Below are 24,895 nucleotides of genomic sequence, written 5' to 3'. Positions count from 1 at the left end.
CACATGGCTACGAACAACATTGTGTGGCACGACTCATCTGTCACTAAAGAAGAAAGAAGAAAGAAAAATAATTATCAGAGCTATGTCTTATGGTTTACAGGTCTTTCGGGGTCAGGAAAATCAACATTAGCAAATGCACTTGCAAGACATTTATTTGAAACAAACATTCAATCATATGTCTTGGATGGAGACAATATCAGACATGGATTAAATAAAGATTTGGGCTTTACTGATGAAGATCGTAAAGAAAACATCCGTCGTATTGGCGAAGTATCAAAATTATTTGTTGACAGTGGTCAAATCGTGTTAACTGCATTTATTTCACCATTTCGTGAAGACAGACAACAAGTGAGAGATATTCTTTCAGAAAATGAATTTTTTGAAGTGTATGTTAAATGTTCATTAGATGAATGTGAAGTTCGTGATCCAAAGGGATTATATAAAAAGGCGAGAAATAATGAGATAAAACATTTTACAGGAATTGATTCACCATATGAGGAACCAGAAAATCCAGCTATTATTGTAGATACGGAAACTCAAACTGTTGAAGAATCTGTGAAACAAATAGTAGACTTTCTTGTCAAAAAAGAATTGATTATGGTAAATTAACGTTATAGTTACGATTAAATTTTCGGTAAGTGTATAGACCATAAAGGTAGCAATCGGTGATTATTCGATTGCTACTTTTTCACATCTGGCCTTACATCTTAAGGGTTAGTATTATTCATTGGTGTTAATTTTTGTTCAGACACATAATTGTTAAAATTAGCTTAATTAAAAGGAGGGGAGAAGTCGATGGCGAAGGTTTATTTAGTTGGAGCAGGCCCTGGTGACGAAGATTTATTGACAATTAAAGCACTTAAATGCATTCAAAAAGCCGATGTAATTCTTTACGATCGCTTAGTTAATCAAGAAATATTAAAGCATGCAAAAAAAGATTGTGAACTAATTTATTGTGGGAAACTCCCAAATTATCATACGATGAAGCAAGAAACCATTAATCATTTTTTAGTTAAGTATGCGAACAGTGGCAAAGTTGTAACAAGGCTTAAAGGTGGAGATCCCTTCGTATTTGGCCGGGGTGGAGAAGAAGCTGAAGCCTTAGCTATTCATAATATCCCCTTTGAAATTGTACCAGGTATTACATCTGGAGTAGCAGCGTCTGCGTATGCTGGTATTCCTGTTACACATCGTGATTTAAGTTCATGTGTAGCTTTTGTAACCGGTCATCGAAGAGCTGGAGCTAATGAAGAAACGAAATGGGAATCGTTAGCGAATGGCATCGACACATTGGCCATCTATATGGGTGTGAGTAATCTACCATATATTCAAGAACAGCTAATAAAAAATGGAAAAGATCCGAACACTCCCGTAGCAGTAATACATTGGGGAACGACAGATGTTCAAAGAACTATTACAGGTACACTTGAGAATATCTATGACCTAGTGAAGCAGCATATGATTAAGAATCCAAGTATGATTATCGTCGGTGAGGTTGTTAGCTTAAGGGATAAGCTTAACTGGTATGAGGATATGCTAATGAAAAATACCCAAAGCGAGGCATTAACAATATGAAACAAGCAGTTTTGTATATTTGTCATGGAAGTCGTGTTCCAAAGGCTCGCACGGAAGCATGTGCATTTATCGATAAAATAAAACCACAGGTACAAGCACCAATTCAAGAGGTGTGCTTTTTGGAACTTGCAGAGCCATCAATCGAGGCAGGATTTACATCATGTGTGGATCAAGGTGCAACACATATTGCAGTAGTCCCGTTACTTCTTTTAACAGCTGCCCATGCAAAAAGTGATATTCCAGAAGAGCTTGCTCATGTGAGGGCCATGTATCCTAAGGTTTTCGTAACATACGGTAGACCAATTGGTGTTGACAACAAATTAGCACATATGCTAGTCGACAAAATGATTGAAAAAGCGGATATCGAGAATTCTTCGATTGCGATTCTTGTTGGTAGAGGTAGTAGTGATATGGATGTTGTTCATGATTTGAATGAAATTTCGTCTGTCCTACATGATAAATCAAACTTAAAACAAGTTCATACTTGCTTTTTAACGGCAGCAAATCCAAGATTTGATCAAATGATAGATGATATTTACCATTCTAATGAACATTCGATATTTGTAATTCCTTATTTAATCTTTACAGGTTTATTAAAGAGAGAAATCGACCAAACGATTAATAAGTATGATTGGGGAGACCGACAAATCGAGGTATGTTCATATCTTGGTCCTCACCCAATCCTACTTGAGTTATTTATAGAACGAGTAAATGAAGCAATTGATAACAAAGATAGTGAATATACCTTTACTAGAGGTTTAAGCCATGATTCCACTCCACATTAATGTAAAAGATAAGATCGTACTAGTAGTTGGTGGAGGCAAGATCGCGCTTAGACGACTTCTTCTTTTTTTAGAGGAAGGAGCAAATGTCATTGTTGTCAGTCCAGAGGTAGTTGCAGAAATTAAAGAATTAAGCAATCAGAAGAAACTACTTTGGCTAGAAAAAGAGGTTGAGTTTTCTGATTTAGAGCATGCGTTTATAATCATTGCAGCAACAAACGTCCCAGCAATAAATGAATGGATTGCTGAAAATGCCAGAATAAATCAATTAATAAACGTTGCAAGTGAAGCTGAAAAAGGGAATGTAATAGTTCCAAAATCCGTAAAAAAAGGCAGGTTAACCTTGTCTGTTTCAACAAATGGGGCAAGCCCAATACTTGCCAAACAAATTTGTGAACAGCTCTCATTACAATTTGATGATCAGTTTATAGAAGAGTTAGATCAAATGTATGAAAAACGTATGAACAAAAAACGTAAAAATTAGCATGGTTTGGAGAATGGATGGACTTATCTTAGTTCATCCATTTTTTTGTTTTATCTAATTATTAGGCTCTGTTAAACTTGACTGTTGATTGCAGCGAGAGGAGTTCGCTTTCTGTGGGCGGTCCGGGAGCCTCCTCGGCGCCTTGCGCCTGTGGTGTCTCCCTTTGACTCGCTTTTCTAAGCAGTAGTCTCACGTATCCGTTCCAATCAAACATAGTGCAAAAAAACAACAATAATTTTAACATAGCCAAAAAAATAAACTTAGAAATCACAAATTATAAATAATTGTTCTTATTGGTAAATTAATGTATTTATATAGTTAATATTACCTAAAAGATACACATTTCGTCATTTTTATTTACAATATATGCTAAGATTATATTGACCACTACTTTAATAGAGTTATAGAGTTTGGGTGATACATAATTTAGTCATATTAGATTAAGTAAGGAGGAATTATGAAAAGGGCATTATTACCTACTTTTTGTTTTGCAGTACTATCAACAATTGCATTTGAAGAAACAGTTTTTGCTGCACAAAGTGAAACGGTAGATAGCGAAAGTGTGTATACATCAACAAAATATGTAAATGTAAGCAGTGGTTTCCTAAACCTAAGAGAAAGTGCGTCGACTAGTGCAAAAGTTATTGCAACTTTTATTAAGGGGACAGAAGTTACTGTTTACTCGGAAGCAAATGGCTGGTCGAAAATTAAGGCAAATGGAAAAGAAGGATATGTAAGTTCTAGATATTTAACATCGAAAAACTTAGACAAAAGCACTATTTCACAACAAACACCTGAAACCATAACAAAATATGTAAATGTAAGCAGTGGTTCGTTAAACTTGAGGAAAAGTGGGTCAACGAGTGCAGAACTGATCACATCCTTAAAAAAGGGAACTGAAGTAACAGTTTACTCCGAAGCAAATGGCTGGTCGAAAATTAAGGCAAATGGAAAAGAAGGATATGTAAGTTCAAAATACTTAACAACGACAAACTCCGAAAAAATCACTAGTTCAACGCCTGAAGCAACACCAACTGCCAGGTCAACAACAAAAAATGTAAATGTAGGCAGTGGTTCGTTAAACCTGCGGAAGAGTGGGTCAACGAGTGCAACAATTATCACAACCTTAAAAAAGGGAACCGAAGTGACCGTTTACTCGGAAGCAAATGGCTGGTCGAAGGTGAAGGCAAGTGGAAAAGAAGGATATGTGAATTCTGCTTACTTAATACCGAAGAATTCGGATGTAGGTAATAGCTCAACACCTACACCTGAGCCAACAACTAGGTATGTAAATGTAAATAGTGGATCGTTAAATATGAGAAAAAGTGCATCCACCAATGCTTCTATTATTGTAAAATTAGCAAAAGGAAAAGAAGTTAAGGTGTACTCAGAAGCTAATGGCTGGGCGAAAGTCGAAGTTTTTGGACAAACAGGTTATGTTAGTAGTCAATACCTAATTTCTTCAATAACAAGTAAAGATAAAGATACTAGTCCAAGCTCTTCTGCTCAACAACCTTCAACGAAGTATGTCAATGTTAGTGAAAAGTCGAGCTTAAACGTAAGAAAAACAGCTTCGGTGAGTGGAACGGTTCTCACAAAATTAACGAAGGGAACAGAAGTGACCGTTTACTCGGAAGCAAATGGCTGGTCGAAAATTGAAGGGAATGGAAAAGAAGGATATGTGAGTTCAGATTATCTCACTGCAGTAAAACCAAATTCCGAAACGATCGAAAAGCCTGAACAGATTGAGGAAAAGAAATATGTCAATGTAAGCCTTGGTTCCAGCTTGAATATGCGGAATAGTGCATCAACTAATTCATCGATTATCCTTAAGCTCGCTCGTGGTGTCGAGATAACTGTATACTCGGAAGCTAATGGCTGGGCGAAAGTAAAAGCCTATGGGAAGTATGGGTATGTAAGTTCACAATACCTCTCTACCTCTAAGCCGAGTGCTGGATCAGAACCTGATGCTGTTCAGGGTGAGCAATCTGATAAAAATGATAGCAATGAAAACAAAACGATATCTAAGTATGTAAATGTTATGTATGGATCAGCTTTAAACCTTAGATCAGAGGCTTCCACAAGTGGGTCTATCGTAACGAAACTTTCTAGAGGTACAATTGTTACAGTTTATTCTGAAGAAAATGATTGGGCTAGGGTTACAGTTAACGGGAAAACAGGCTATGTAAGTTCACAATATTTGTCATTGACAGAACCGTATAATCCAAGCACACCTAATGATGTTGATACTGAAAAAACATCAAATTACTATGACATTTCTTTGAGCGAATTAACGGATATTCAAATGGCTGTTAATCCACAAACAGATAAGGAATATAATACGTATATTAGGGAAGATGCTTTAACCATAAACAATTCTACTTCTGCTACAGTTAAAGGTGTCGGATGGAATGTTCGTGGAGGTGCGGGAACTAATTTTTGGGTAGTTGGCACTGTTAGTCAAGGACAACCTTTGCAAATCTTGTCAAAAGTAAAGGGCAATGATGGATATGATTGGTACCAAGTTAACTATAATAAATCTTGGGTAAATGCTAGTCCTGAAGATGTCACCTATTACTTAGATCCTAATAATTTCTTAAATACGCCAGTTGATTCACTTCAATATCTGAAATTATCTCTTCCAGCTAATCTTAATCCAACTGAAGTAAATGAGAAAATCCTTTCTGGAAAAGGTAGTTTAAAAGGATTAGCTTCTGCTTTTATAACAGCAGGACAAGCATATAATGTGAATGAAATTTATTTAATCTCACATGCATTACTAGAAACTGGTAATGGTACCTCCCAGCTTTCAACAGGAGTCCAAGTAAACGGGAAAACTGTTTATAATATGTATGGAATTGGTGCATATGATGGATCTGCTCTATCTAGTGGTGCGCAGTATGCTTATAATGCTGGATGGTTTACTCCTGAAGCTGCGATTATTGGTGGATCAAAGTTTATCGCGCAGGGCTATATTAATGCAGGTCAAGATACCCTTTATAAAATGAGATGGAATCCTAGCTCTAGTGCTTCAAATGGCTATGCTTCACATCAATATGCAACAGATATAGGCTGGGCAGCAAAGCAAGTAAAACAAATACATAATTTATATAGTTTAATAGACTCCTATAAATTAGTATTAGATATTCCAACTTTTAAAAATTAATTATGAATGAGGGTGACTCAGGAAGGGGATGTTCCTTAGATTGAGTCACTCTCTTTTTAGTGAATTCTTTAGTCGTTTCTTGAACAATAAAGACCGCTAAAATAACCAATAAAATGCCAAAGTATTGCCAAAAACTTAATTTTTCATTAAAAAGCAAAATACCCACAATTGTTGCTACTACAGATTCTATAGTAGCGATAATAGATGCTCGGCTTGATACTATGAAATTCAACCCTTTTGTATATAAAGTAAACGCAAGCATTGTTGAAAGAAATCCGAGGCCTAATATGTATAGCCAGACTTCTAAACTCCTGAATAATGGTAAAACAGTCCATAGACCACTAAAGGGTGTCACAGCAGCGGCTGCAAAAATAAAGGTATATACTGTCACAGTTAAAGTGTCATACTTTACTAGAGCAAATTTCCCAAAAATACTGTAAAGGGCATAAAACACCCCTGATCCAAGGCCAAGCATTACTCTATATAATGTAATAGATTCATTTGAATTAGGTAAGATACCAATAACATATGAACAACCTATTAAAGTAGTAATCAAAGATAAGATCTTTCTAGGTGTTAGCAATTCTTTAAACAAGACTCTTGAAAAAATCGTTACAAAAGCAGGTGCTGTATAGAGAAGGATGCTTGCTATTGAAATGGAGGTTTCTTGGATCGCGTGAAATAAACACCAATTGAAAAGGACTATACTAAAAATACCGGTACCTATAAAATACTTACTATCTGAAATGTTTATTTTTAATGATTGTGGGTTTTTAATTAAGACAAACATTAATAGAAAGAACATTGCCGACATAGCACGAATCGCGACCACCTGTGTAGGTGTAAAACCTATCTCATAAAGATAGGTAACAAAAATGCCAATCATACCCCATAAAGCTGCACCTGTAGCTATATAAAGATAGGATAATTTTTAGTTCATAATTCCACTCCTACATTAAAGATGTAAATCCATCATAATAGAAAAAATAAGAGTTAAATAAAAAAGTTTAGTATATAGTATAAAGTGCTAATAGCATGAGGGTGACTTAGAAAGGGAGTGATCCTTCTGAGTCACCCTCATTAAGATAATATTCTAAATAAGAATTTATCCTTTCCGTAATTGGAAAATCAAATCCTCACTTGGAGTGATATATACGGTTTGCTGATGATCATAAATAACAAATCCGGGCTTAGAACCACTAGGCTTTTTAACATGTCTTATAGCTGTAAAATCAACCGGTACGGAGCTTGAATTTTTTGCTTTACTAAAATAGGCAGCAATATTTGCAGCTTCTAAAATCGTCTTTTCTGAAGGATCTTTACTTCTGATCACTACGTGAGAACCTGGGATATCCTTTGTGTGAAACCAAACATCATCGCGTGCAGCCAATTTATTTGTTAGGAATTCATTTTGTTTATTGTTTTTGCCAACTAAAATTTCAGTTCCATCGCTTGAAACATAGTGCTCTAATTGTGGTTTTTGTAGCTTTTTCTTTTTAATTGCTTTTGGTTGTCTTTGCTTTAAATAGCCGCCTTCCATTAATTCTTCACGAATTTCTTCAATATCTCTAGGAGAGGCAGATTCTATTTGTTGTATCAATCCTTCAAAATAAACAATTTCATTTCTTGCTAGTTCAATTTGTTCTTGTACAACCTCAACTGAATTTTTCGCCTTTTGGTATTTAGAAAAATACTTTTGAGCATTTTCAGATGGAGTTTTTTGTACATCTAAAGGTATGGTGATTATCGTGTTATTTTCATCATAATAGTTGACAACCTCTGCCGTTTTATCTCCTTTGTTTACAGCATATAAATTAGCTGTTAACAATTCACCGTATAACTGAAATTGATTGGCTTTTTCGGCCTGATCTAATGTCGCTTCTAATTTTTTTATTTTGGTTTCATTTTTCTTTTTTTCATTTATAATGAAACGTTCCAAATCATTTCCTTGCTGCTTTACACGGTCTCGTTCGGATTTTCCATAATAATATCGATCTAGCAATTCAGAGATGGTTGTAAAGATTTTACGCTCCCTACTATCTAGGTGTGTGAGATTCATCATATAAAATACTTCTCGTTTCGCTTGATAGAAAATTTGCGGTTCAATCTGTTCATTTCTTAATTCATCTAGCATGGATAAAAATGTTTTTGGTAAGGTTGTTCGATTAACGAGCCCTGATCGGTGGATTACCTCTTTTGCAAAAAGCGGAGATATCCCTGCAAATTGCTCGACAAGCTGTCCGTCAAGCTTTCCTGAATTAAAGTCTAGCTTTTTTAGTATAGTTTCTTCATCAGCTTCAAAAGGGTTCACTTTACCTTGTCCTGGTGGCAAGACATACGTATGGCCGGGAAGAACAGTTCTATGGCGGTTAACCGCTGGTGATAAATGTTTCACACTATCTAAAATCATATTACGGTCTTTATCAACGAGTACAATGTTGCTATGTCTGCCCATAATTTCCACCATTAACCGCTTTTCTGTTAAATCTCCAAGTTCATTTCTACTTTTTACATCAATGATAATTATTCTTTCCATATCAAGCTGTTGAATGTTTTCGATCACACCACCCTCAAGATGTTTTCGTAAAAGCATACAAAACATCGGTGGCTCACTTGGATTTTCATAGCTCTCATTCGTTAAATGAATTCTTGCATAGCTTGGGTGGGCAGAAAGAAACAATCGGTGATTTTTTCCACCTGATCGTATTTGGAAAATAAGATCATATTTATATGGCTGATGAATTTTTGTGATTTTACCGTTATAAAGTGCTCCTTTTAATTCCTGTGTAATTGTATATGTAAATAAACCATCAAATGACATGGCATAAACTCCTTCTGTCAACATGCACCTTGAGTGTATGAAATATTTATATATCTTACCAATTTTCAAAACGTTTTTAGGTTTCCTGATCTCTAGGTAAGTTTTCTATCTGATTATAGCATGTTTTAGGACGAGTCTGAATAAGTTGTGATATAGCGAAACTTCCAACAGGGGGAGTGAACTTGTCTCTGCTGTTGATTAGAAAGACTTATCGGACATTTACGGGGAGTGAAAAGGAAAAGGAGCAAGACTTCTAGCTAGATATAGCCGTTAATCAAACGTAAAATTTTTTCTGTTTAAGGGGTGTGTAGGTGATTCATGAAATGGCATGAGATGAGATCAGAAGAGGTAATGAATTCAATTCATACGGATGTTGATTCAGGACTTACAAGTAAGGAGGTTCATAAGCGCGAACAAAAATTCGGATATAATGAATTAAAAGAGGCTGATCGACCTTCCGCAATATTAGTGTTTTTAAGTCAATTTAAGGACTTTATGGTTTTAGTATTATTAGCAGCAACCTTAATTTCTGGTTTACTGGGAGAATATATTGATGCTATCGCCATTATTGCAATAGTGATCGTTAACGGTGTATTAGGATTTTTTCAAGAACGAAAAGCTGAAAAATCATTAGAGGCTTTAAAGGAGCTTTCAGCACCTCAAGTAATGGCTTTAAGGGACGGAGAATGGATGAGGATTCTTTCTAAAGAGCTTGTCCCTGGAGATGTTGTAAAATTCACAACTGGTGATCGAATCGGCGCAGATATGCGTTTGATTGAAACAAAAAGCTTAGAGGTTGAAGAATCAGCTCTTACTGGAGAATCTCTCCCTGTGCAAAAATCGATTCAACCTATTGTAGCTCAGGATGTTGGAATAGGTGATTTAACAAATATGGTTTTCATGGGAACATTAGTAACAAGAGGATCTGGTATTGGTATTGTTGTTGGAACTGGTATGAATACAGCAATGGGACAAATTGCGGACCTTCTGCAAAATGCAGAAACAATGGATACGCCATTGCAGCGACGTTTGGAACAGCTTGGTAAAATACTAATCGTTGTTGCTCTTTTCTTAACGGTACTGGTTGTCGGTATCGGAGTGTTACAAGGTCATGATCTTTACAATATGTTTTTAGCAGGTGTATCACTGGCTGTTGCTGCGATACCTGAAGGCCTACCAGCAATTGTTACCGTTGCATTATCACTTGGTGTACAACGAATGATCAAGCAAAAATCAATTGTTCGTAAATTACCAGCAGTCGAAACACTTGGCTGTGCTTCAGTAATTTGTTCTGATAAAACAGGTACATTAACACAAAACAAAATGACTGTAACACAAGTTTGGTCTGGAGATAAACTATGGAATGTAAGTGGTACTGGTTATCATCCACACGGGGAGTTTTTGCATCAAGATAAAGCAGTTGATGTAGCGAAAACAAAAACATTACAACAAATCCTAACCTTTGGTACATTGTGTAATAGTGCTGGCATCGTTGAAAAAGATGGACAATTTCATTTAGATGGCGATCCAACTGAAGGTGCTCTAATTGTAGCCGCATTGAAAGCGGGCCTAAAAAAAGATTCGTTGCTTCGAAATTTTGAAGTTGTTGAAGAATTTCCTTTTGATTCAACACGGAAAATGATGAGTGTGGTTGTTAAAGATAAAGCAGGTAAACGCTTTGTTGTAACAAAGGGAGCACCAGATGTACTACTAAGTGTTTCAAAAAGTATTTTATGGAATGAACGACAAGAAGACTTAAGTCGTGAATTTGAAACTAAGGTGAAAAATGCAATAGATTCTCTTGCATCTCAAGCTCTACGTACAATTGCAATTGCTTTTAAACCTTTACAAGAAAGTGAAAAAGTCAATACTAGCTTTGAGGCTGAAAAGGAATTGGTTTTTATTGGCTTACAAGGGATGATTGATCCACCACGACCAGAGGTAAAACAAGCTGTTAAGGAATGTCGTGATGCAGGTATTAAGACTGTTATGATCACAGGAGACCATATCATAACAGCAGAGGCAATCGCAAAGCAGCTAAATATATTACCGGCGAACGGCAAGGTGATGGAAGGGAAAGACCTATCAGCACTTACTGTTGAGGAGCTAGAAGAAATTGTTGATGATGTTTATGTGTTTGCGAGAGTATCACCAGAACATAAATTAAAAATTGTAAAAGCACTCCAGAATAGAGGGCATATTGTTGCAATGACTGGCGACGGGGTTAATGACGCTCCAGCTATAAAAGCTGCTGATATCGGTATTTCAATGGGGATAACTGGTACAGATGTTGCAAAGGAAGCTTCGTCATTAGTTTTAGTGGATGATAATTTTGCGACCATTAAATCGGCAATTAAAGAAGGAAGAAATATTTATGAAAATATTCGCAAATTCATTAGATATCTTCTTGCTTCAAATGTCGGAGAAATTCTTGTGATGCTTTTTGCAATGTTACTTGCATTGCCATTACCACTAGTTCCAATTCAAATCCTATGGGTGAATTTAGTAACTGATGGTTTACCTGCGATGGCATTAGGCTTAGATCAACCAGAAGGTGACTTAATGAAACGGAAGCCACGTCACCCTAATGAAGGAGTTTTTGCTAGAGGTCTAGGCTGGAAAGTAATCTCGCGCGGATTTTTAATTGGTATTGCTACACTTGCTGCGTTTATGATTGTGTATTATCGTAATCCAGATGATCTTGCTTATGCACAAACCATCGCATTTGCAACTCTCGTTATGGCTCAGCTTATTCATGTATTTGATTGTCGAAGTGAAAAGTCGATATTTGAACGAAATCCATTTGAAAATTTATATTTAATTGGTGCGGTCATTTCATCGGTCTTGTTATTGCTTGTTGTTATTTATTATCCACCGCTTCAACCAATTTTCCATACGATTCCAATCCTGCTAAGAGATTGGTTATTAATTCTAGGATTATCTGCGATTCCAACTTTTTTACTAGCAGGTTCACTTTTAACAAGAAAATCAGCGTAGACTATGGTATAATCCAAAAGGGGGTGACCCACAAAGTCATCCCTTTTGCTTGTTGGATCAAGAACGTGATATTTTAAATAGAGGCTTTATCGTTATTTGTATATCGAATTTACATAGACGTCACACAACAATTAAGCTTTTAGATAGAAAGTGATGTGATCCATAATGGTAGCAAGTATGACTGGATTTGGTCGTGCAAGTGGGCAAATTGATTCATGTCTTCTTACAGTTGAAATGAAATCAGTTAACCACCGATTTTTAGATGTTAGTCTAAAAATGCCAAAACAGTTCATGAGTAGCGAAGATAAGCTGAAAAAACTTATCTCCCAATTTGTGAGTAGAGGGCGAATTGAGGTTTATGTCAATCTAGAAGGTGAGTCATTAGTTGATAAATCAATTCAAGTTGACTGGGATTTATTAGAGCAATATGTGAACTCACTTCACCAAATAAAAGAACGTTTTTCTTTTAAGGATGAAGTTACCCTAAATCAGATTCTTGGGTTAGGTCAGGGGATAGACATTCGTGAAGAGTCAATTTCAAATGAGAATTTTGAAAACAAACTTCTTCATATAGTCGATGCTGCGATTAAACAATTAGTAGAAATGAGAAAAATTGAAGGTGATCAACTTTCTGTTGATCTAAAACAAAGGCTCAAGGATATAAGTATGTTAACGGTTGAGCTTGAAAAACTGGCACCTTCTGTTGTTGAACAATACCGTGAACGAATTGAGAAAAGGGTAGCAGAATACGTCTCAGGTAAAATCGATGAAAATCGCATCTTAACTGATGTTGCACTGTTTGCTGATAAAGCTGATATCAGTGAAGAATTAACAAGAATACATAGCCATATCCATCAGTTTAGTGAAACACTAAACACTAGAGGTCCGATTGGTCGTAAGCTAGACTTCCTAGTACAAGAGCTAAATAGGGAGGCAAACACAATTGGTTCGAAAGCAAATAATGGATATATTGCAAAAAATGTTGTCGAATTAAAAAGTATTATTGAAAAATTAAAGGAACAAGTCCAAAATATTGAATAGGTTAACATACCTTTGATTATAAAAGGGCTTATAAGGCAAAAATAGTTTTGTCCTTTAATAGGGGGAGCATACATATGAGCATTAAACTAATCAATATCGGGTTTGGCAACATCGTATCAGCCAACCGTATAATTTCGATTGTTAGTCCTGAATCAGCTCCAATCAAAAGAATCATTCAAGACGCAAGAGACAGAGGCATGTTAATAGATGCAACATATGGTCGTCGTACCAGAGCAGTTGTTATAATGGATAGTGATCATATTATTCTTTCAGCTGTACAGCCTGAAACAGTGGCTCAGAGGCTTTCAAATAAAGATGATCTATCAGATGAAGGGTAGGGAGTAGAAACGTTGATAAAAGAAAGAGGATTGTTAATCGTCCTATCGGGTCCTTCTGGAGTAGGAAAAGGAACGGTAAGAAAAGAATTATTTTCACAAGAAGACACTGCATTTGAATATTCGATTTCAATGACAACAAGAAAGCCGCGAGAAGGAGAAGTTGATGGAATCGATTATTTCTTTAAATCTCGAGAAGAATTTGAGAAATTGATTTCACAAAATAAACTTTTAGAGTGGGCTGAATACGTTGGAAATTATTATGGTACACCTGTAGATTATGTAGAGAAAACATTAAGTGAGGGAAAAGATGTTTTTCTTGAAATCGAAGTTCAAGGTGCACTTCAAGTACGCAATGCGTTCCCTGAAGGATTATTTATTTTCCTAAGTCCGCCTAGTTTAAATGAACTTAAAAACCGTATCGTTACAAGAGGAACTGAAACAGAGGAATTAATTAATAATCGTATGAAAGTGGCAAAAGAGGAAATTGTCATGATGGATGCATATGATTATGTAGTTGAAAACGAAAATGTTCTTTTCGCATGTGATCGCATTAAGGCAATCGTGACAGCAGAGCATTGTAGACGCGAAAGAGTAGCACCACGATATAAAAAAATACTGGAGGTTGAATAATATGTTATACCCATCTATTGATGTACTAATGAATAAATTAGATTCAAAATATACACTTGTAACAGTTGCTGCTAAACGTGCACGTGAAATGCAGGAGCTTAGTGATCAACAAATTGCGAAACCTGTTTCGTATAAATATGTTGGAAAAGCATTAGAAGAAATTAATGCAGGTCTTCTTAATTATCAAAGACCAGAGAAATAATGCCTTAAAATAACAACCTAGGTTATAGGTTGTTATTTTTTTCAATGTAAACATTTATTGGTACAATAAATGTTATAACTCCATAAAGCTTATTACCACCATCAACAAAAAAAGAAGGTAAAATGGAGTCTTAGAATACAATCCCACCTCAATAGTGGTGGAACAAATAAACTATAACTATTAAGAATAATCGAGTTTCATAATAGGGTTCAGAAATTACGAAAAGGTAAGCGGATCTCGTCCCCATACCTTATACAAAAAAGATTTTTCAAAGTGGGTGGAGAATATGGTATCAGGGAAAAAAATATTATTATGTGTTAGCGGTGGAATCGCGGTTTACAAAGCATGTATTTTAACAAGTAAATTAGTACAAGCTGGTGCAGAAGTAAAGGTGATTATGACCGATTCAGCGATGGAGTTTGTCTCTCCTTTAACCTTCCAAGCGCTTTCCCGTAATGATGTCTTTTATGATACGTTTGATGAGAAAAATTCCAAAGTGATTGCCCACATTGATTTGGCAGATTGGGCAGATTTAGTCCTTGTTGCTCCTGCCACAGCTAACGTTATTGGCAAGCTAGCTAATGGTATTGCAGACGATATGCTGACAACAACGTTACTTGCGACAACTGCAGGTGTTTGGATAGCTCCAGCCATGAATGTACATATGTATGATCATCCAGCAGTAAAGAAAAATATCCAAACTCTTTTTGACTTTGGATATCAGTTTGTTGAGCCAAGTGAAGGGTTTTTAGCTTGTGGTTATGTTGGAAAGGGTAGGCTTGAAGAGCCAGAAAAAATCGTTAACTTACTCAATCATTATTTTGAAAAAATAGAGTTGGGAAGACCGCTTAACAATGTGAAAATATTAATTACTGCAGGTCCAACAAGAGAAAAGATTGATCCAGTTCGTTATTTCACAAATCATTCTACTGGGAAAATGGGATATGCGATCGCAGAAATGGCGGAAAAGCTTGGTGCCAATGTAACACTAATTACAGGACCTACCTCACTTACCCCACCAGAATTTGTTACAACTATTCAAATTGAGTCAGCTCAAGAAATGTATGATCGCGTCATCGAGCTATACCCAAAAGCAGATGTTGTGATCAAATCTGCTGCAGTAGCAGATTACAGACCAATTATCACATATGAGCAAAAGCTTAAGAAACAAAATGACGACTTACATATTGAAATGGAAAGAACAACGGATATATTAAAGGAATTAGGTAAACTGAAAACACATCAACTTTTAATAGGCTTTGCAGCTGAAACAAACAATGTTGAGGAATATGCTAAGAAAAAGCTAGCGACGAAGAATTTAGATTTAATTGTGGCCAATAATGTAACCCGAGAAGGTGCAGGGTTTGGAACAGATACGAATATTGTGACGATTTATGGTCGTAATCAAGAAAGTCTCGAGTTACCACTATTATCTAAACAGGAAGTAGCAAAACTTCTACTAGAAAAAGTCCATGTGCTATTAAAGGGAGCAAGATAATGAAATACGCAAGTGTTATTGTTGATGTTCCCGCTATGCAAACTGATCGAGCGTTTGATTATAAAATTCCAGAAGAGTGGCAAGAGTTAGTAACACCAGGTATGAGAGTAATTGTTCCATTTGGTCCTAGAAAGATTCAAGGATTTGTGATTGAGACAAAAAATCATTCTGAGTTCAAGCGCATAAAAGCTATTTCAGAATTACTAGATTTAACTCCATGTTTAACTAGTGAGCTTTTACAGCTAGGTCAATGGTTAACAGAAAAAACATTATGCTTTAAAATATCTGCATTTCAAGCAATGTTACCGGCTGCAATGAAAGCAAAATATGAAAAAGCACTTGGACTTACGACTGATGATGTAACGAAATTAGCAGATCAACTACAGTCTTTTTTTATGAACGGCAATCAAGTCGATTTAAAAGAGATTGAACAATCTGTTTCATTAAAGATGATTCAAAAGGAAATTGAGCAAGGTCATTTAGAAGTCATCTACAAAGTGAAACAAAAGACGAATAAAAAAACAATCAAAATCATTAAACGGAATGAATCGTTAATAAGACTCACAGAGCTTATAAAAGAGCTACCTGCGAATGCAAAAAAACAAATCGAAATCATTTCCTATTTTACGACCAATGAAATAAATGAAATAGCTTTACAGGATTTATTAATAGAAGCTAACACGTCTGATACTTCTGTTAAAGCACTAATATCTAAAGGGATTTTAAAGGAAGAGATAAAAGAAGTTTATCGTGATCCTTATCAAGATCGTCATTTTGAGAAAACTAAAAGACTAATGTTAAACAATGAGCAACAGCAGGCGATAACACCACTATTAAAATCAATCAACGAAAATGTACATGACGTATTTCTTATGTACGGGGTAACAGGAAGTGGAAAGACAGAGGTTTATCTTCAGTCAATCGAAGAAGTGTTGAAAAATGGTAAAGAAGCAATCGTCCTCGTGCCAGAGATTTCTCTTACCCCGCAAATGGTTCACCGTTTTAAAGGTCGCTTTGGATCAAAAGTGGCTGTCCTTCATAGTGGACTTTCTACTGGTGAAAAATATGATGAATGGCGAAAAATCCAACGAAAAGAGGTTCAACTTGTCGTTGGTGCAAGATCTGCTATTTTTGCTCCATTTGAAAATCTTGGTATGATTATTATCGATGAAGAGCATGAATCAAGTTATAAACAAGAAGAGAACCCACGATATCACGCTCGTGATGTTGCCATATACCGTGCGAAACTTCATAAATGTCCAGTTGTGCTAGGGAGTGCAACACCAACCTTAGAATCGTTTGCACGATCTAAAAAAGATGTTTATAAGCTACTCACCTTAAAGGAGCGTGTGAACAAAAGATCAATGCCTCGTGTTGACATTATCGATTTGCGCGAGGAGTTAAGAAGTGGCAATCGAAGCATGTTTTCAACATCGTTAATTGAGAAATTAACCGAAAGATTAGAAAAAGGGGAACAGTCGGTTTTATTCCTTAATAGAAGAGGATATTCTTCATTTGTTATGTGTCGAGATTGTGGTTTTGTTATCCAATGTCCACATTGTGACATTTCATTAACCTACCATCGGCATGGGCAACAGCTTAAATGTCATTACTGTGGTCATGAGGAACACATGCCAAATGTATGTCCGGAATGTCAAAGTGAACATATTCGTTTTTTTGGAACAGGTACACAGAAAGTAGAAGAAGAATTAGTCAAGGTATTACCGCATTCGAGAATCATTCGTATGGATGTAGATACGACAGGAAGAAAAGGTGCACATGAAAAGCTTTTAACGAGATTTGGCAACAAAGAAGCTGATATTTTATTGGGAACACAAATGATTGCAAAAGGTCTTGATTTCCCAGATGTCACACTTGTTGGCGTGTTAACCGCAGATACGATGCTTAACTTACCTGATTTTCGAGCCTCTGAAAAAACATTTCAGCTATTAACACAAGTAAGTGGTAGAGCAGGGAGACATGAGCTTCCAGGTGAGGTTATCATTCAAACGTATACTCCTGAGCATTATAGTATTCAACTGGCAAGTCAATATGATTATGACTCATTTTATAATCATGAAATGCAGCTTCGTAAAAATCATGCTTATCCACCATATTACTATCTAGCACTTCTGACGGTCTCACATCCAGAAATAACAAAGGTTGTATCAGTGACAGAGAAAATAGTTCAGATTTTAAGAAGAAATGTTGAAAATGAAACAAAGATATTAGGACCTGTTGCTTCACCGATCCCGCGGATTAAAGATAGATATCGATACCAATGCATGGTAAAATACAAGCGGGAAAAAAACTTACATGTAACATTAAGAAAGATCATTGAACACTTTCAACAAGAAATGAGTTCAAATGATTTAATGATTGCAATTGATCTAAGTCCTAATACGATGATGTGAGTTGGACTTGTGTTTTAAGAATAATAAAATTTTTATACTGAATAAGCGCTATGCATCCAGCCCCTAGCCCCTTTTGGGTCTACAGCCACTAATGAATTGAAGGCAAAGAACGCCTTCTATTCATTAACGTCATATTGCCCGGAGCTGAACAAGGCGCTTGCGCTTTAGAGTATGTTTGGAGGAGTTTTTTTGGCGGTTAAACCAATCGTGATGTTTCCGGCAGATGTTTTAGAAGCACCTTGTGAAAAGGTAACTATTTTTGATCGGAAGCTAACAAAACTTTTAGCAGATATGTATGATACCATGATTGAAAATGATGGAGTTGGACTAGCTGCACCACAAATAGGTATTTCACAGCAAATAGCTATTGTTGATATTGATGATCATAATGGAACAATTGAATTAATCAATCCAGTTATTGTTGAAGAACGTGGTGAACAAACTGGACCTGAGGGATGCTTAAGCTTTCCTGGTTTGTACGGTGAAGTAACGAGAGCAAACTATGTAAAGGTTAGAACATTTAATCGAAAAGGAAAAGTAAAAATCATTGAAGCTGAAGGATTTCTCGCTCGAGCGATTCAACATGAAATGGATCATCTTGAAGGTGTGCTATTCACAACGAAGATAGAAAAATACTTAGAAGATAATGATTTAGAAAGTGCGGAAGGATGACACGTATGACAAAAATCGTATTTATGGGAACACCCGATTTTTCTGTGCCGATTTTACGGAAGCTTGTAAAAGAGGGCTATGATATAGTCGGCGTTGTAACCCAACCAGATCGACCAAAAGGTCGTAAAAAAACTCTTACTCCTCCACCAGTAAAAGTAGAAGCTGAGAATCATGGTATTAAAGTGTTACAGCCTGAAAAGATTCGTAAAGAGGTTGAGGATGTGCTTTCATTAGAGCCAGATCTTATTGTCACGGCAGCTTTTGGACAAATTTTACCAAAGGAATTATTAGAAGCACCGAAATTTGGCTGTATAAATGTTCATGCTTCCCTTTTACCGGAATTAAGAGGTGGTGCACCAATTCATTATTCTATTCTTCAAGGGAAAGATAAAACAGGAATCACGATAATGTATATGGCAGAAAAGCTTGATGCTGGTGATATCCTTACCCAGGCAGAGGTGGAAATTGAGGAGCGAGACACAGTTGGTTCATTACATGACAAGCTTAGTGAAGCAGGAGTAAAGCTTTTGTCTGAAACAATTCCTCAATTACTCGAAGGAAAGCTTACACCAAAGAAGCAGGATGATTCAAAAGCAACCTTCGCCTCTAATATTAAACGTGAACAAGAAAAGGTTGATTGGACCAAAACAGGGGAAGAAATCTATAACCAAATTAGAGGTCTTAATCCTTGGCCAGTTGCATTTACCACTTATGAGAATCAACCGCTTAAGCTATGGTGGGGAGAAAAAATGCCAAATAAAAACGATTCATCTCCCGGGACAATTATCGGAATTGACCAGGACGGTTTTGTCGTTGCAACTGGAAATAAAACAGCGATTAAAATCACTGAACTTCAACCATCTGGTAAAAAGAAAATGAGTGGAGAAGACTATTTGAGAGGGACAACAATTTCCGTAGGGAATAAATTAGGCGATGATGATGAAAAAACAACCAAATAGTGTACGAGATGTAGCAGTAGAAACCTTATTACAAGTCGAGAAAAATCAAGCATATAGTAATTTGCTCTTAAACTCAATGATAAAAAAGCATAAAGTAAATGAGAAGGATATAGCATTACTCACCGAAATCGTTTACGGAACTTTGCAAAGACGTGAAACACTCGACTATTTTTTAGCAGGCTTTTTAAAAAAGGCAAAAAAAATTGAGGCTTGGGTACAAATTTTATTAAGGATTTCCATTTACCAAATGGTTTATCTTGATCGAATCCCAGAAAGAGCTATCTTTTTCGAGGCAGTAGAAATTGCAAAAAAACGAGGTCATAAAGGGATTGCTGCTTTTGTAAATGGCGTGCTAAGATCTGTTCAACGAGAAGGTATACCCACTTTTGATGATATATTTGATTCAGTTGAGAGACTAGCCATTAAAACAAGTCACCCGAAATGGCTAGTTGACAAATGGGTAAAACAATTTGGATATGAAGAAACCGAAAAAATGTGTGAAGTGAATTTAATGCCACCTTCGCAAACAGCACGAGTAAATCAAACGAAAACAACTGTTGAAGAGCTTTTTCATGACCTAACAAACAAAGGGATTATGGTTGAGCATGGAGATTTATCAGAGGATGCTATAAAGGGTATGAAAGGAAATCTAGCCTTAACAGAGGCGTTTTCAAAAGGACTACTTACCATCCAAGATGAAAGTTCAATGTTAGTTGCTAGAGCACTAAATCCTCAAGTTGGTGAAAGGGTTTTAGATGCATGTGCAGCTCCTGGTGGAAAATCTACACATATAGCCGAACGCATGAAAGGGACAGGTACTGTTCATTCCCTTGATTTACATGAGCATAAGGTAAAGCTTATTAAACAACAAGCAGACCGATTGCAGTTAGAAAATATTTTTCCAGAAGCATTAGATACCAGGTTGGCAGGTAACCGGTTTGAAAAGGAGAGCTTTGATCGGATTTTAGTTGATGCCCCATGCTCTGGTTTTGGAGTTATTCGAAGAAAGCCTGATATCAAGTATACAAAAAATCAAGAAGATGTATTGAAGCTGGCCGACCTACAACACAATATTTTACAGGCTGTTGCCCCTTTATTAAAAAGAGATGGTGTGTTAGTTTATAGTACATGCACAATTGATAAAGAAGAAAATAGCGACGTCGTTCAGACATTTTTAGAGAACCATCCAGAGTTCGTGCGGGATCAAGATGCAGTAAAATACTTACCTGAAAAACTTCAGCCTATTTTTCAAAATGGGGAAGTACAGTTGCTGCCACATTACTTTGGAACGGACGGTTTTTATATAGCATGTTTACGAAAGAAGGGTTAAAATTGGAACAGATGAAAACAACAAGGACGAAAAAAGACAGCGAAGAAAAGAAGAGTAACCCGTCTATCTACTCATTAGAACTTCATGAGTTGGAAGAATGGTTAAAGAATAATGGTGAAAAATCATTCCGAGCTAATCAAATATTTGAATGGTTATATACAAAACGTGCAACTAGCTTTGAGGATATGTCAAACTTGTCGAAAAACCTAAGAACGCTTTTGAGTGAAAACTTTACTTTAACAACACTTAATACTCTTATTCAACAAACATCAAAAGACGGGACAATTAAGTTTCTTTTTGAATTACATGATGGATATTCAATTGAAACGGTTTTAATGAGACATGAATATGGCAATTCTGTATGTGTAACAACTCAAGTTGGTTGCCGAATTGGCTGTACATTTTGTGCCTCAACATTAGGAGGATTAAAAAGAAATTTAGAAGCAGGAGAAATTGTTGCTCAAGTCGTAAAAGTACAACAGGCACTTGATGAATTTGATGAGCGTGTAAGTCATGTTGTCATAATGGGAATTGGTGAACCATTTGATAATTATGATGAGATGATGTCTTTCTTAAAAATTATTAATCATGATAAAGGCTTAAATATTGGTGCTCGCCATATTACTGTTTCAACAAGTGGGATCATTCCGAAGATCTATAAGTTTGCTGATGAAAAGCTACAAATTAACTTTGCTATATCATTACATGCTCCAAATTCGGAATTACGGTCTCAACTTATGCCGATTAATAAAGCGTATAAATTGCCCGATTTAATGGAGGCTGTAAAGTATTATGTAGATAAAACAGGAAGACGCGTTAGCTTCGAGTACGGACTTTTTGGTGGGGAAAATGATCAAGTTGAACATGCCGAAGAATTAGCTAAATTAGTAAAGGGTTTAAAGTGTCACATTAATTTAATTCCTGTAAACTATGTACCTGAAAGAAATTATGTACGTACACCGAAAGATCAGATTAAGTTATTTGAAGATACGCTTAAAAAGTTTGGAGTTAATGTAACAGTAAGAAGAGAACAAGGCCATGATATTGATGCAGCATGTGGACAACTTCGAGCTAAGGAGCGTAAAGAGGAGACGAGGTGACCAAGGTGGATACTTTCTATTTGTCAGATAGGGGAAGAGTAAGACAGCATAATGAGGATTGTGTTGGTGTTTTTGAAAACGAAGCTGGTGTGTTAGCGATTGTTGCTGATGGAATGGGAGGTCATCTGGCTGGTGATGTAGCTAGTCAAATGACCATCTCTACCTTTAAAGGATTATGGGAGCAAGTGAAGAATATTGATAGCCCTAAAGATGCAGAGGCTTGGTTTATTGATAAGGTATCAGAAGTAAACAAAGCTGTTTATGACCATTCTTTATTAAATCCAGAATGTCAAGGCATGGGAACAACAATTGTTGGTGCAATTATAACACCAAGCTTCGCGACCATTGGTCATATTGGGGATAGTCGTTGCTACCTATTAAACAACAGTGGTTATAAGCAAGTGACTCAAGACCATTCACTCGTAAATGAATTGGTACGATCAGGGCAAATTTCTAAAGAAGATGCTGAACACCATCCTCGAAAGAATGTCTTGTTACGGGCATTAGGCACAGAACAAACAGTAGAACTGGATGTTTCTACAATTGAATTTGAACAAGAAAATGTGCTTTTATTATGCTCTGATGGGTTGTCAAACAAAGTTTCTGATGAAGAAATGCAAGAAGAACTTTTAAAAAGTCATCCACTTCCTGAGATTGCGAATTCACTTGTTCAGTCAGCTAATGCTAACGGTGGAGAGGATAATATATCCCTAGTCATTATAAAAAAGACCGCAAATCTTGAATTAGGTGAAGCGCAGTGCTAATAGGTAAAAGAATTAGTGGTCGTTATAAAATTCTAGAGGTTATTGGCGGAGGTGGAATGGCAAACGTCTATCTAGCCAAGGACATGATTCTAGAAAGAGAAGTTGCAATGAAGGTGTTGCGATTTGATTTTTCTAACGATGACGAATTTATTAAAAGATTTAGAAGAGAAGCACAATCTACAACAAGCTTGGCCCATCCTAACGTTGTAAGTATATATGATGTCGGTGAAGAAGATGGCATTTACTATATTGTAATGGAGTATGTAGAAGGTCAAACCTTAAAGCAATACATACAGCAGTTTGCTCCAGTTCACCCGAGAAAAGCGGTTAACATAATGGTGCAGATTGTTTCAGCGATCCAACACGCACATGATAATCATATTATTCATCGTGACATAAAACCACATAATATATTGATTGATCATCATGGTAATGTGAAAGTAACAGATTTTGGAATTGCGATGGCGCTTAGCTCAACAACAATAACACAAACCAATTCAGTACTAGGTTCTGTCCACTACTTATCGCCTGAACAAGCTAGAGGTGGTTTAGCAAATAACAAATCTGATATCTATTCAATTGGAATCGTATTATTTGAGTTATTAACTGGACGTTTGCCATTCGATGGTGAATCTGCTATATCGATTGCGTTAAAGCATTTGCAATCAGAAACACCATCGCCAAAAAGATGGAATCCCGATATCCCACAAAGCTTAGAAAATATTATTTTAAAATCGACAGCAAAAGATCCTTTTCACCGCTATGATTCTGCAGAAGAAATGGAAAAAGATCTTGAAACTGCATTTGATGTAAGTCGGATATCTGAACCTCGTTTTTCAATACCTGAGGATTTCGAAGCAACTAAAGCAATACCTATTATTACAAATGAAGATATTGAACAAAATAAAATCGAGGATACAATTGTTCATTCCCCAATCGACAATCAAAAAGAAGAACCAAAAATGAACATTAAGCAAAATAAAAAGCTAGCAAAGAAGGAAAAGAAACCAAAAAAGCGAAAAAGCAAACTTGCCATTTTTATTATTACCACTTTTATTATTTTAATCACGGCTAGTGTTGCTGCTTTTACAATAATACCTCCCATGATGCTACCAAAGGATATCGAAGTACCTGATGTTTCAGGGGAAACGTACGAGGATGCAGTAGATATTCTCTATGAAAATGGATTTGAAGTTGGAGAACCTGTTCTTGTCTCTGATGAGGAAATAGAGGAAGGATATGTCATCAAGACAAATCCATCAGCTTCTGAAATAACAAAAGAAGGTGCAACAATTACGATTTACGAAAGTACTGGCAAAGAAAAAGTAGTGCTTGATGATTATGTTGGGAAAAATTTTGACAGAGTCAAATCGATTCTCGAAATGAAGGGCTTTAAAATTGAAAGGAAAGAGAAGTCGGATGAAATAGAAAATGCAGGAACGATTCTAACTCAAACGCCTGAAGTAGGGGAAGAAGTGATCCCTTCTGAGGAAACCATAGTGTTTACGGTAAGCTCTGGACCTAAGCTTGAAAAAATCGAGAATTTAATTGGTCAAAGTAAGTCTCAGGTCGATGAATATGTAAGATCTAAAGGATTTTTCCCCAACGAATCAGAGCAATATTCAGATGAAATTCCTATAGGGCATCTTATCTCAATATCACCTGGAGTAGGAACAGAAGTTGTTCCTAAAGATACGACTCTAACGCTTGTATATTCCATGGGTCCAGAACCAGATCCGCCTAAGAAGGTAGAAAAAACCGTAGAAATTCCATATGAACCTGAAGAAGAAGGTCAAGAGCTTGAAGTTAAAATTAGTATTGATGATGCTGAGAATTCAATTTCAGAAACATTTGATTCATTCAAAATTACAGGTCCACAAACTAAGAGGTTGGTATTTACAATTGCACCAGATGATAGTGCGTTTTACCAAATTACGATCGATAATAAAGTTGTCACCTCTGAAACAATTCCATATCCAGTGGAGTAAAAGTTAAAAATTAGTAGCAGAATTTTGTTTTTTATTATGGAATATCACAAGAATATTAATCACAAACTTTTATTATGGATTTTTGTAAAGTAGTTCGTATAAATTAACATCATGTTTAGAGAAACAACAATATT

The 24,895-nt window shown here is 36.1% G+C and carries 20 protein-coding genes; 18 read left to right on the top strand and 2 right to left on the bottom strand.

Features of this window, described 5'->3' with window-relative positions; translation table 11 throughout:
• The first annotated feature begins 3 nt into the window (after positions 1–3).
• From cysC to I7822_RS02050, 5 genes are all read left to right on the top strand, one after another.
• The gene (gene cysC, locus I7822_RS02070) at positions 4–609 is read left to right on the top strand and encodes an adenylyl-sulfate kinase (protein ID WP_207975107.1); all 606 of its coding nucleotides are present in this window, start codon (positions 4–6) and stop codon (positions 607–609) included.
• A 186-nt stretch (positions 610–795) separates the two neighbouring features.
• Positions 796–1,575 (top strand): uroporphyrinogen-III C-methyltransferase, encoded by a 780-nt coding sequence (gene cobA, locus I7822_RS02065; protein WP_207975106.1) that lies wholly within the window; start codon positions 796–798, stop codon positions 1,573–1,575.
• Complete coding sequence (locus tag I7822_RS02060) at positions 1,572–2,360, top strand: sirohydrochlorin chelatase (RefSeq protein WP_207975105.1); 789 nt, start codon at positions 1,572–1,574, stop codon at positions 2,358–2,360. The genes cobA and I7822_RS02060 overlap by 4 nt, the downstream gene beginning before the upstream one ends.
• Positions 2,341–2,841: an NAD(P)-dependent oxidoreductase gene (locus I7822_RS02055; protein ID WP_207975104.1), complete on the top strand. Its 501-nt coding sequence runs from the start codon at positions 2,341–2,343 to the stop codon at positions 2,839–2,841. The genes I7822_RS02060 and I7822_RS02055 overlap by 20 nt, the downstream gene beginning before the upstream one ends.
• Before the next feature lie 457 nt (positions 2,842–3,298).
• Positions 3,299–6,007 (top strand): SH3 domain-containing protein, encoded by a 2,709-nt coding sequence (locus I7822_RS02050; protein WP_207975103.1) that lies wholly within the window; start codon positions 3,299–3,301, stop codon positions 6,005–6,007.
• Here the strand turns inward: I7822_RS02050 and I7822_RS02045 are convergent.
• Both I7822_RS02045 and I7822_RS02040 read right to left on the bottom strand, forming a co-directional pair.
• Positions 5,997–6,920 carry a DMT family transporter gene (locus I7822_RS02045; protein WP_307847665.1) on the bottom strand — a complete coding sequence of 308 codons (924 nt, stop codon included), beginning with the start codon at positions 6,918–6,920 and terminating at the stop codon, positions 5,997–5,999. The genes I7822_RS02050 and I7822_RS02045 overlap by 11 nt on opposite strands.
• A 192-nt stretch (positions 6,921–7,112) precedes the next feature.
• On the bottom strand, positions 7,113–8,828 hold the full coding sequence (locus tag I7822_RS02040) for an Rqc2 family fibronectin-binding protein (RefSeq protein ID WP_207975102.1): 1,716 nt from the start codon (positions 8,826–8,828) through the stop codon (positions 7,113–7,115).
• Between the two features lie 318 nt (positions 8,829–9,146).
• Between I7822_RS02040 and I7822_RS02035 the strand changes: the two genes are divergently transcribed.
• The 13 genes from I7822_RS02035 (at position 9,147) to pknB (ending at position 24,761) form a co-directional block, all read left to right on the top strand.
• A complete protein-coding gene (locus tag I7822_RS02035; RefSeq protein WP_207975101.1) occupies positions 9,147–11,825 on the top strand; it encodes a calcium-translocating P-type ATPase, SERCA-type in 2,679 nt (892 codons plus the stop codon).
• A 165-nt stretch (positions 11,826–11,990) separates the two neighbouring features.
• Positions 11,991–12,866: a YicC/YloC family endoribonuclease gene (locus I7822_RS02030; protein WP_207975100.1), complete on the top strand. Its 876-nt coding sequence runs from the start codon at positions 11,991–11,993 to the stop codon at positions 12,864–12,866.
• Positions 12,867–12,940: 74 nt separating this feature from the next.
• Entirely contained in the window at positions 12,941–13,204 is a 264-nt protein-coding gene (remA, locus tag I7822_RS02025; RefSeq protein WP_066337900.1) for an extracellular matrix/biofilm regulator RemA, read from the top strand.
• A gap of 15 nt (positions 13,205–13,219) precedes the next feature.
• On the top strand, positions 13,220–13,834 hold the full coding sequence (gmk, locus tag I7822_RS02020) for a guanylate kinase (protein ID WP_066338026.1): 615 nt from the start codon (positions 13,220–13,222) through the stop codon (positions 13,832–13,834).
• 1 nt (position 13,835) lies between these two features.
• A complete protein-coding gene (gene rpoZ, locus I7822_RS02015; RefSeq protein WP_046514597.1) occupies positions 13,836–14,036 on the top strand; it encodes a DNA-directed RNA polymerase subunit omega in 201 nt (66 codons plus the stop codon).
• A gap of 286 nt (positions 14,037–14,322) precedes the next feature.
• Positions 14,323–15,534 (top strand): bifunctional phosphopantothenoylcysteine decarboxylase/phosphopantothenate--cysteine ligase CoaBC, encoded by a 1,212-nt coding sequence (gene coaBC, locus I7822_RS02010; protein ID WP_207975099.1) that lies wholly within the window; start codon positions 14,323–14,325, stop codon positions 15,532–15,534.
• On the top strand, positions 15,534–17,948 hold the full coding sequence (priA, locus tag I7822_RS02005; protein WP_207975098.1) for a primosomal protein N': 2,415 nt from the start codon (positions 15,534–15,536) through the stop codon (positions 17,946–17,948). The genes coaBC and priA overlap by 1 nt, the downstream gene beginning before the upstream one ends.
• Before the next feature lie 189 nt (positions 17,949–18,137).
• Positions 18,138–18,620 (top strand): peptide deformylase, encoded by a 483-nt coding sequence (gene def, locus I7822_RS02000; RefSeq protein WP_207975097.1) that lies wholly within the window; start codon positions 18,138–18,140, stop codon positions 18,618–18,620.
• Between the two features lie 5 nt (positions 18,621–18,625).
• Positions 18,626–19,579 (top strand): methionyl-tRNA formyltransferase, encoded by a 954-nt coding sequence (gene fmt / locus I7822_RS01995; protein WP_207975096.1) that lies wholly within the window; start codon positions 18,626–18,628, stop codon positions 19,577–19,579.
• Complete coding sequence (gene rsmB, locus I7822_RS01990) at positions 19,560–20,909, top strand: 16S rRNA (cytosine(967)-C(5))-methyltransferase RsmB (protein WP_207975237.1); 1,350 nt, start codon at positions 19,560–19,562, stop codon at positions 20,907–20,909. Before fmt ends, rsmB begins: the two co-directional genes overlap by 20 nt.
• An 11-nt stretch (positions 20,910–20,920) precedes the next feature.
• On the top strand, positions 20,921–22,009 hold the full coding sequence (gene rlmN, locus I7822_RS01985) for a dual-specificity RNA methyltransferase RlmN (protein WP_207975238.1): 1,089 nt from the start codon (positions 20,921–20,923) through the stop codon (positions 22,007–22,009).
• A 5-nt stretch (positions 22,010–22,014) separates the two neighbouring features.
• The gene (locus tag I7822_RS01980) at positions 22,015–22,773 is read left to right on the top strand and encodes a Stp1/IreP family PP2C-type Ser/Thr phosphatase (RefSeq protein WP_207975236.1); all 759 of its coding nucleotides are present in this window, start codon (positions 22,015–22,017) and stop codon (positions 22,771–22,773) included.
• On the top strand, positions 22,767–24,761 hold the full coding sequence (pknB, locus tag I7822_RS01975) for a Stk1 family PASTA domain-containing Ser/Thr kinase (protein ID WP_207975095.1): 1,995 nt from the start codon (positions 22,767–22,769) through the stop codon (positions 24,759–24,761). Before I7822_RS01980 ends, pknB begins: the two co-directional genes overlap by 7 nt.
• Positions 24,762–24,895: the final 134 nt, after the last annotated feature.

The sequence above is a fragment of the Metabacillus bambusae genome (assembly GCF_017497975.1).
GTDB classification, from domain to species: domain Bacteria; phylum Bacillota; class Bacilli; order Bacillales; family Bacillaceae; genus Metabacillus; species Metabacillus bambusae.
Note: the sequence above shows the minus strand (reverse complement) of the source record. Positions and strands in the feature narration are given on the sequence as shown.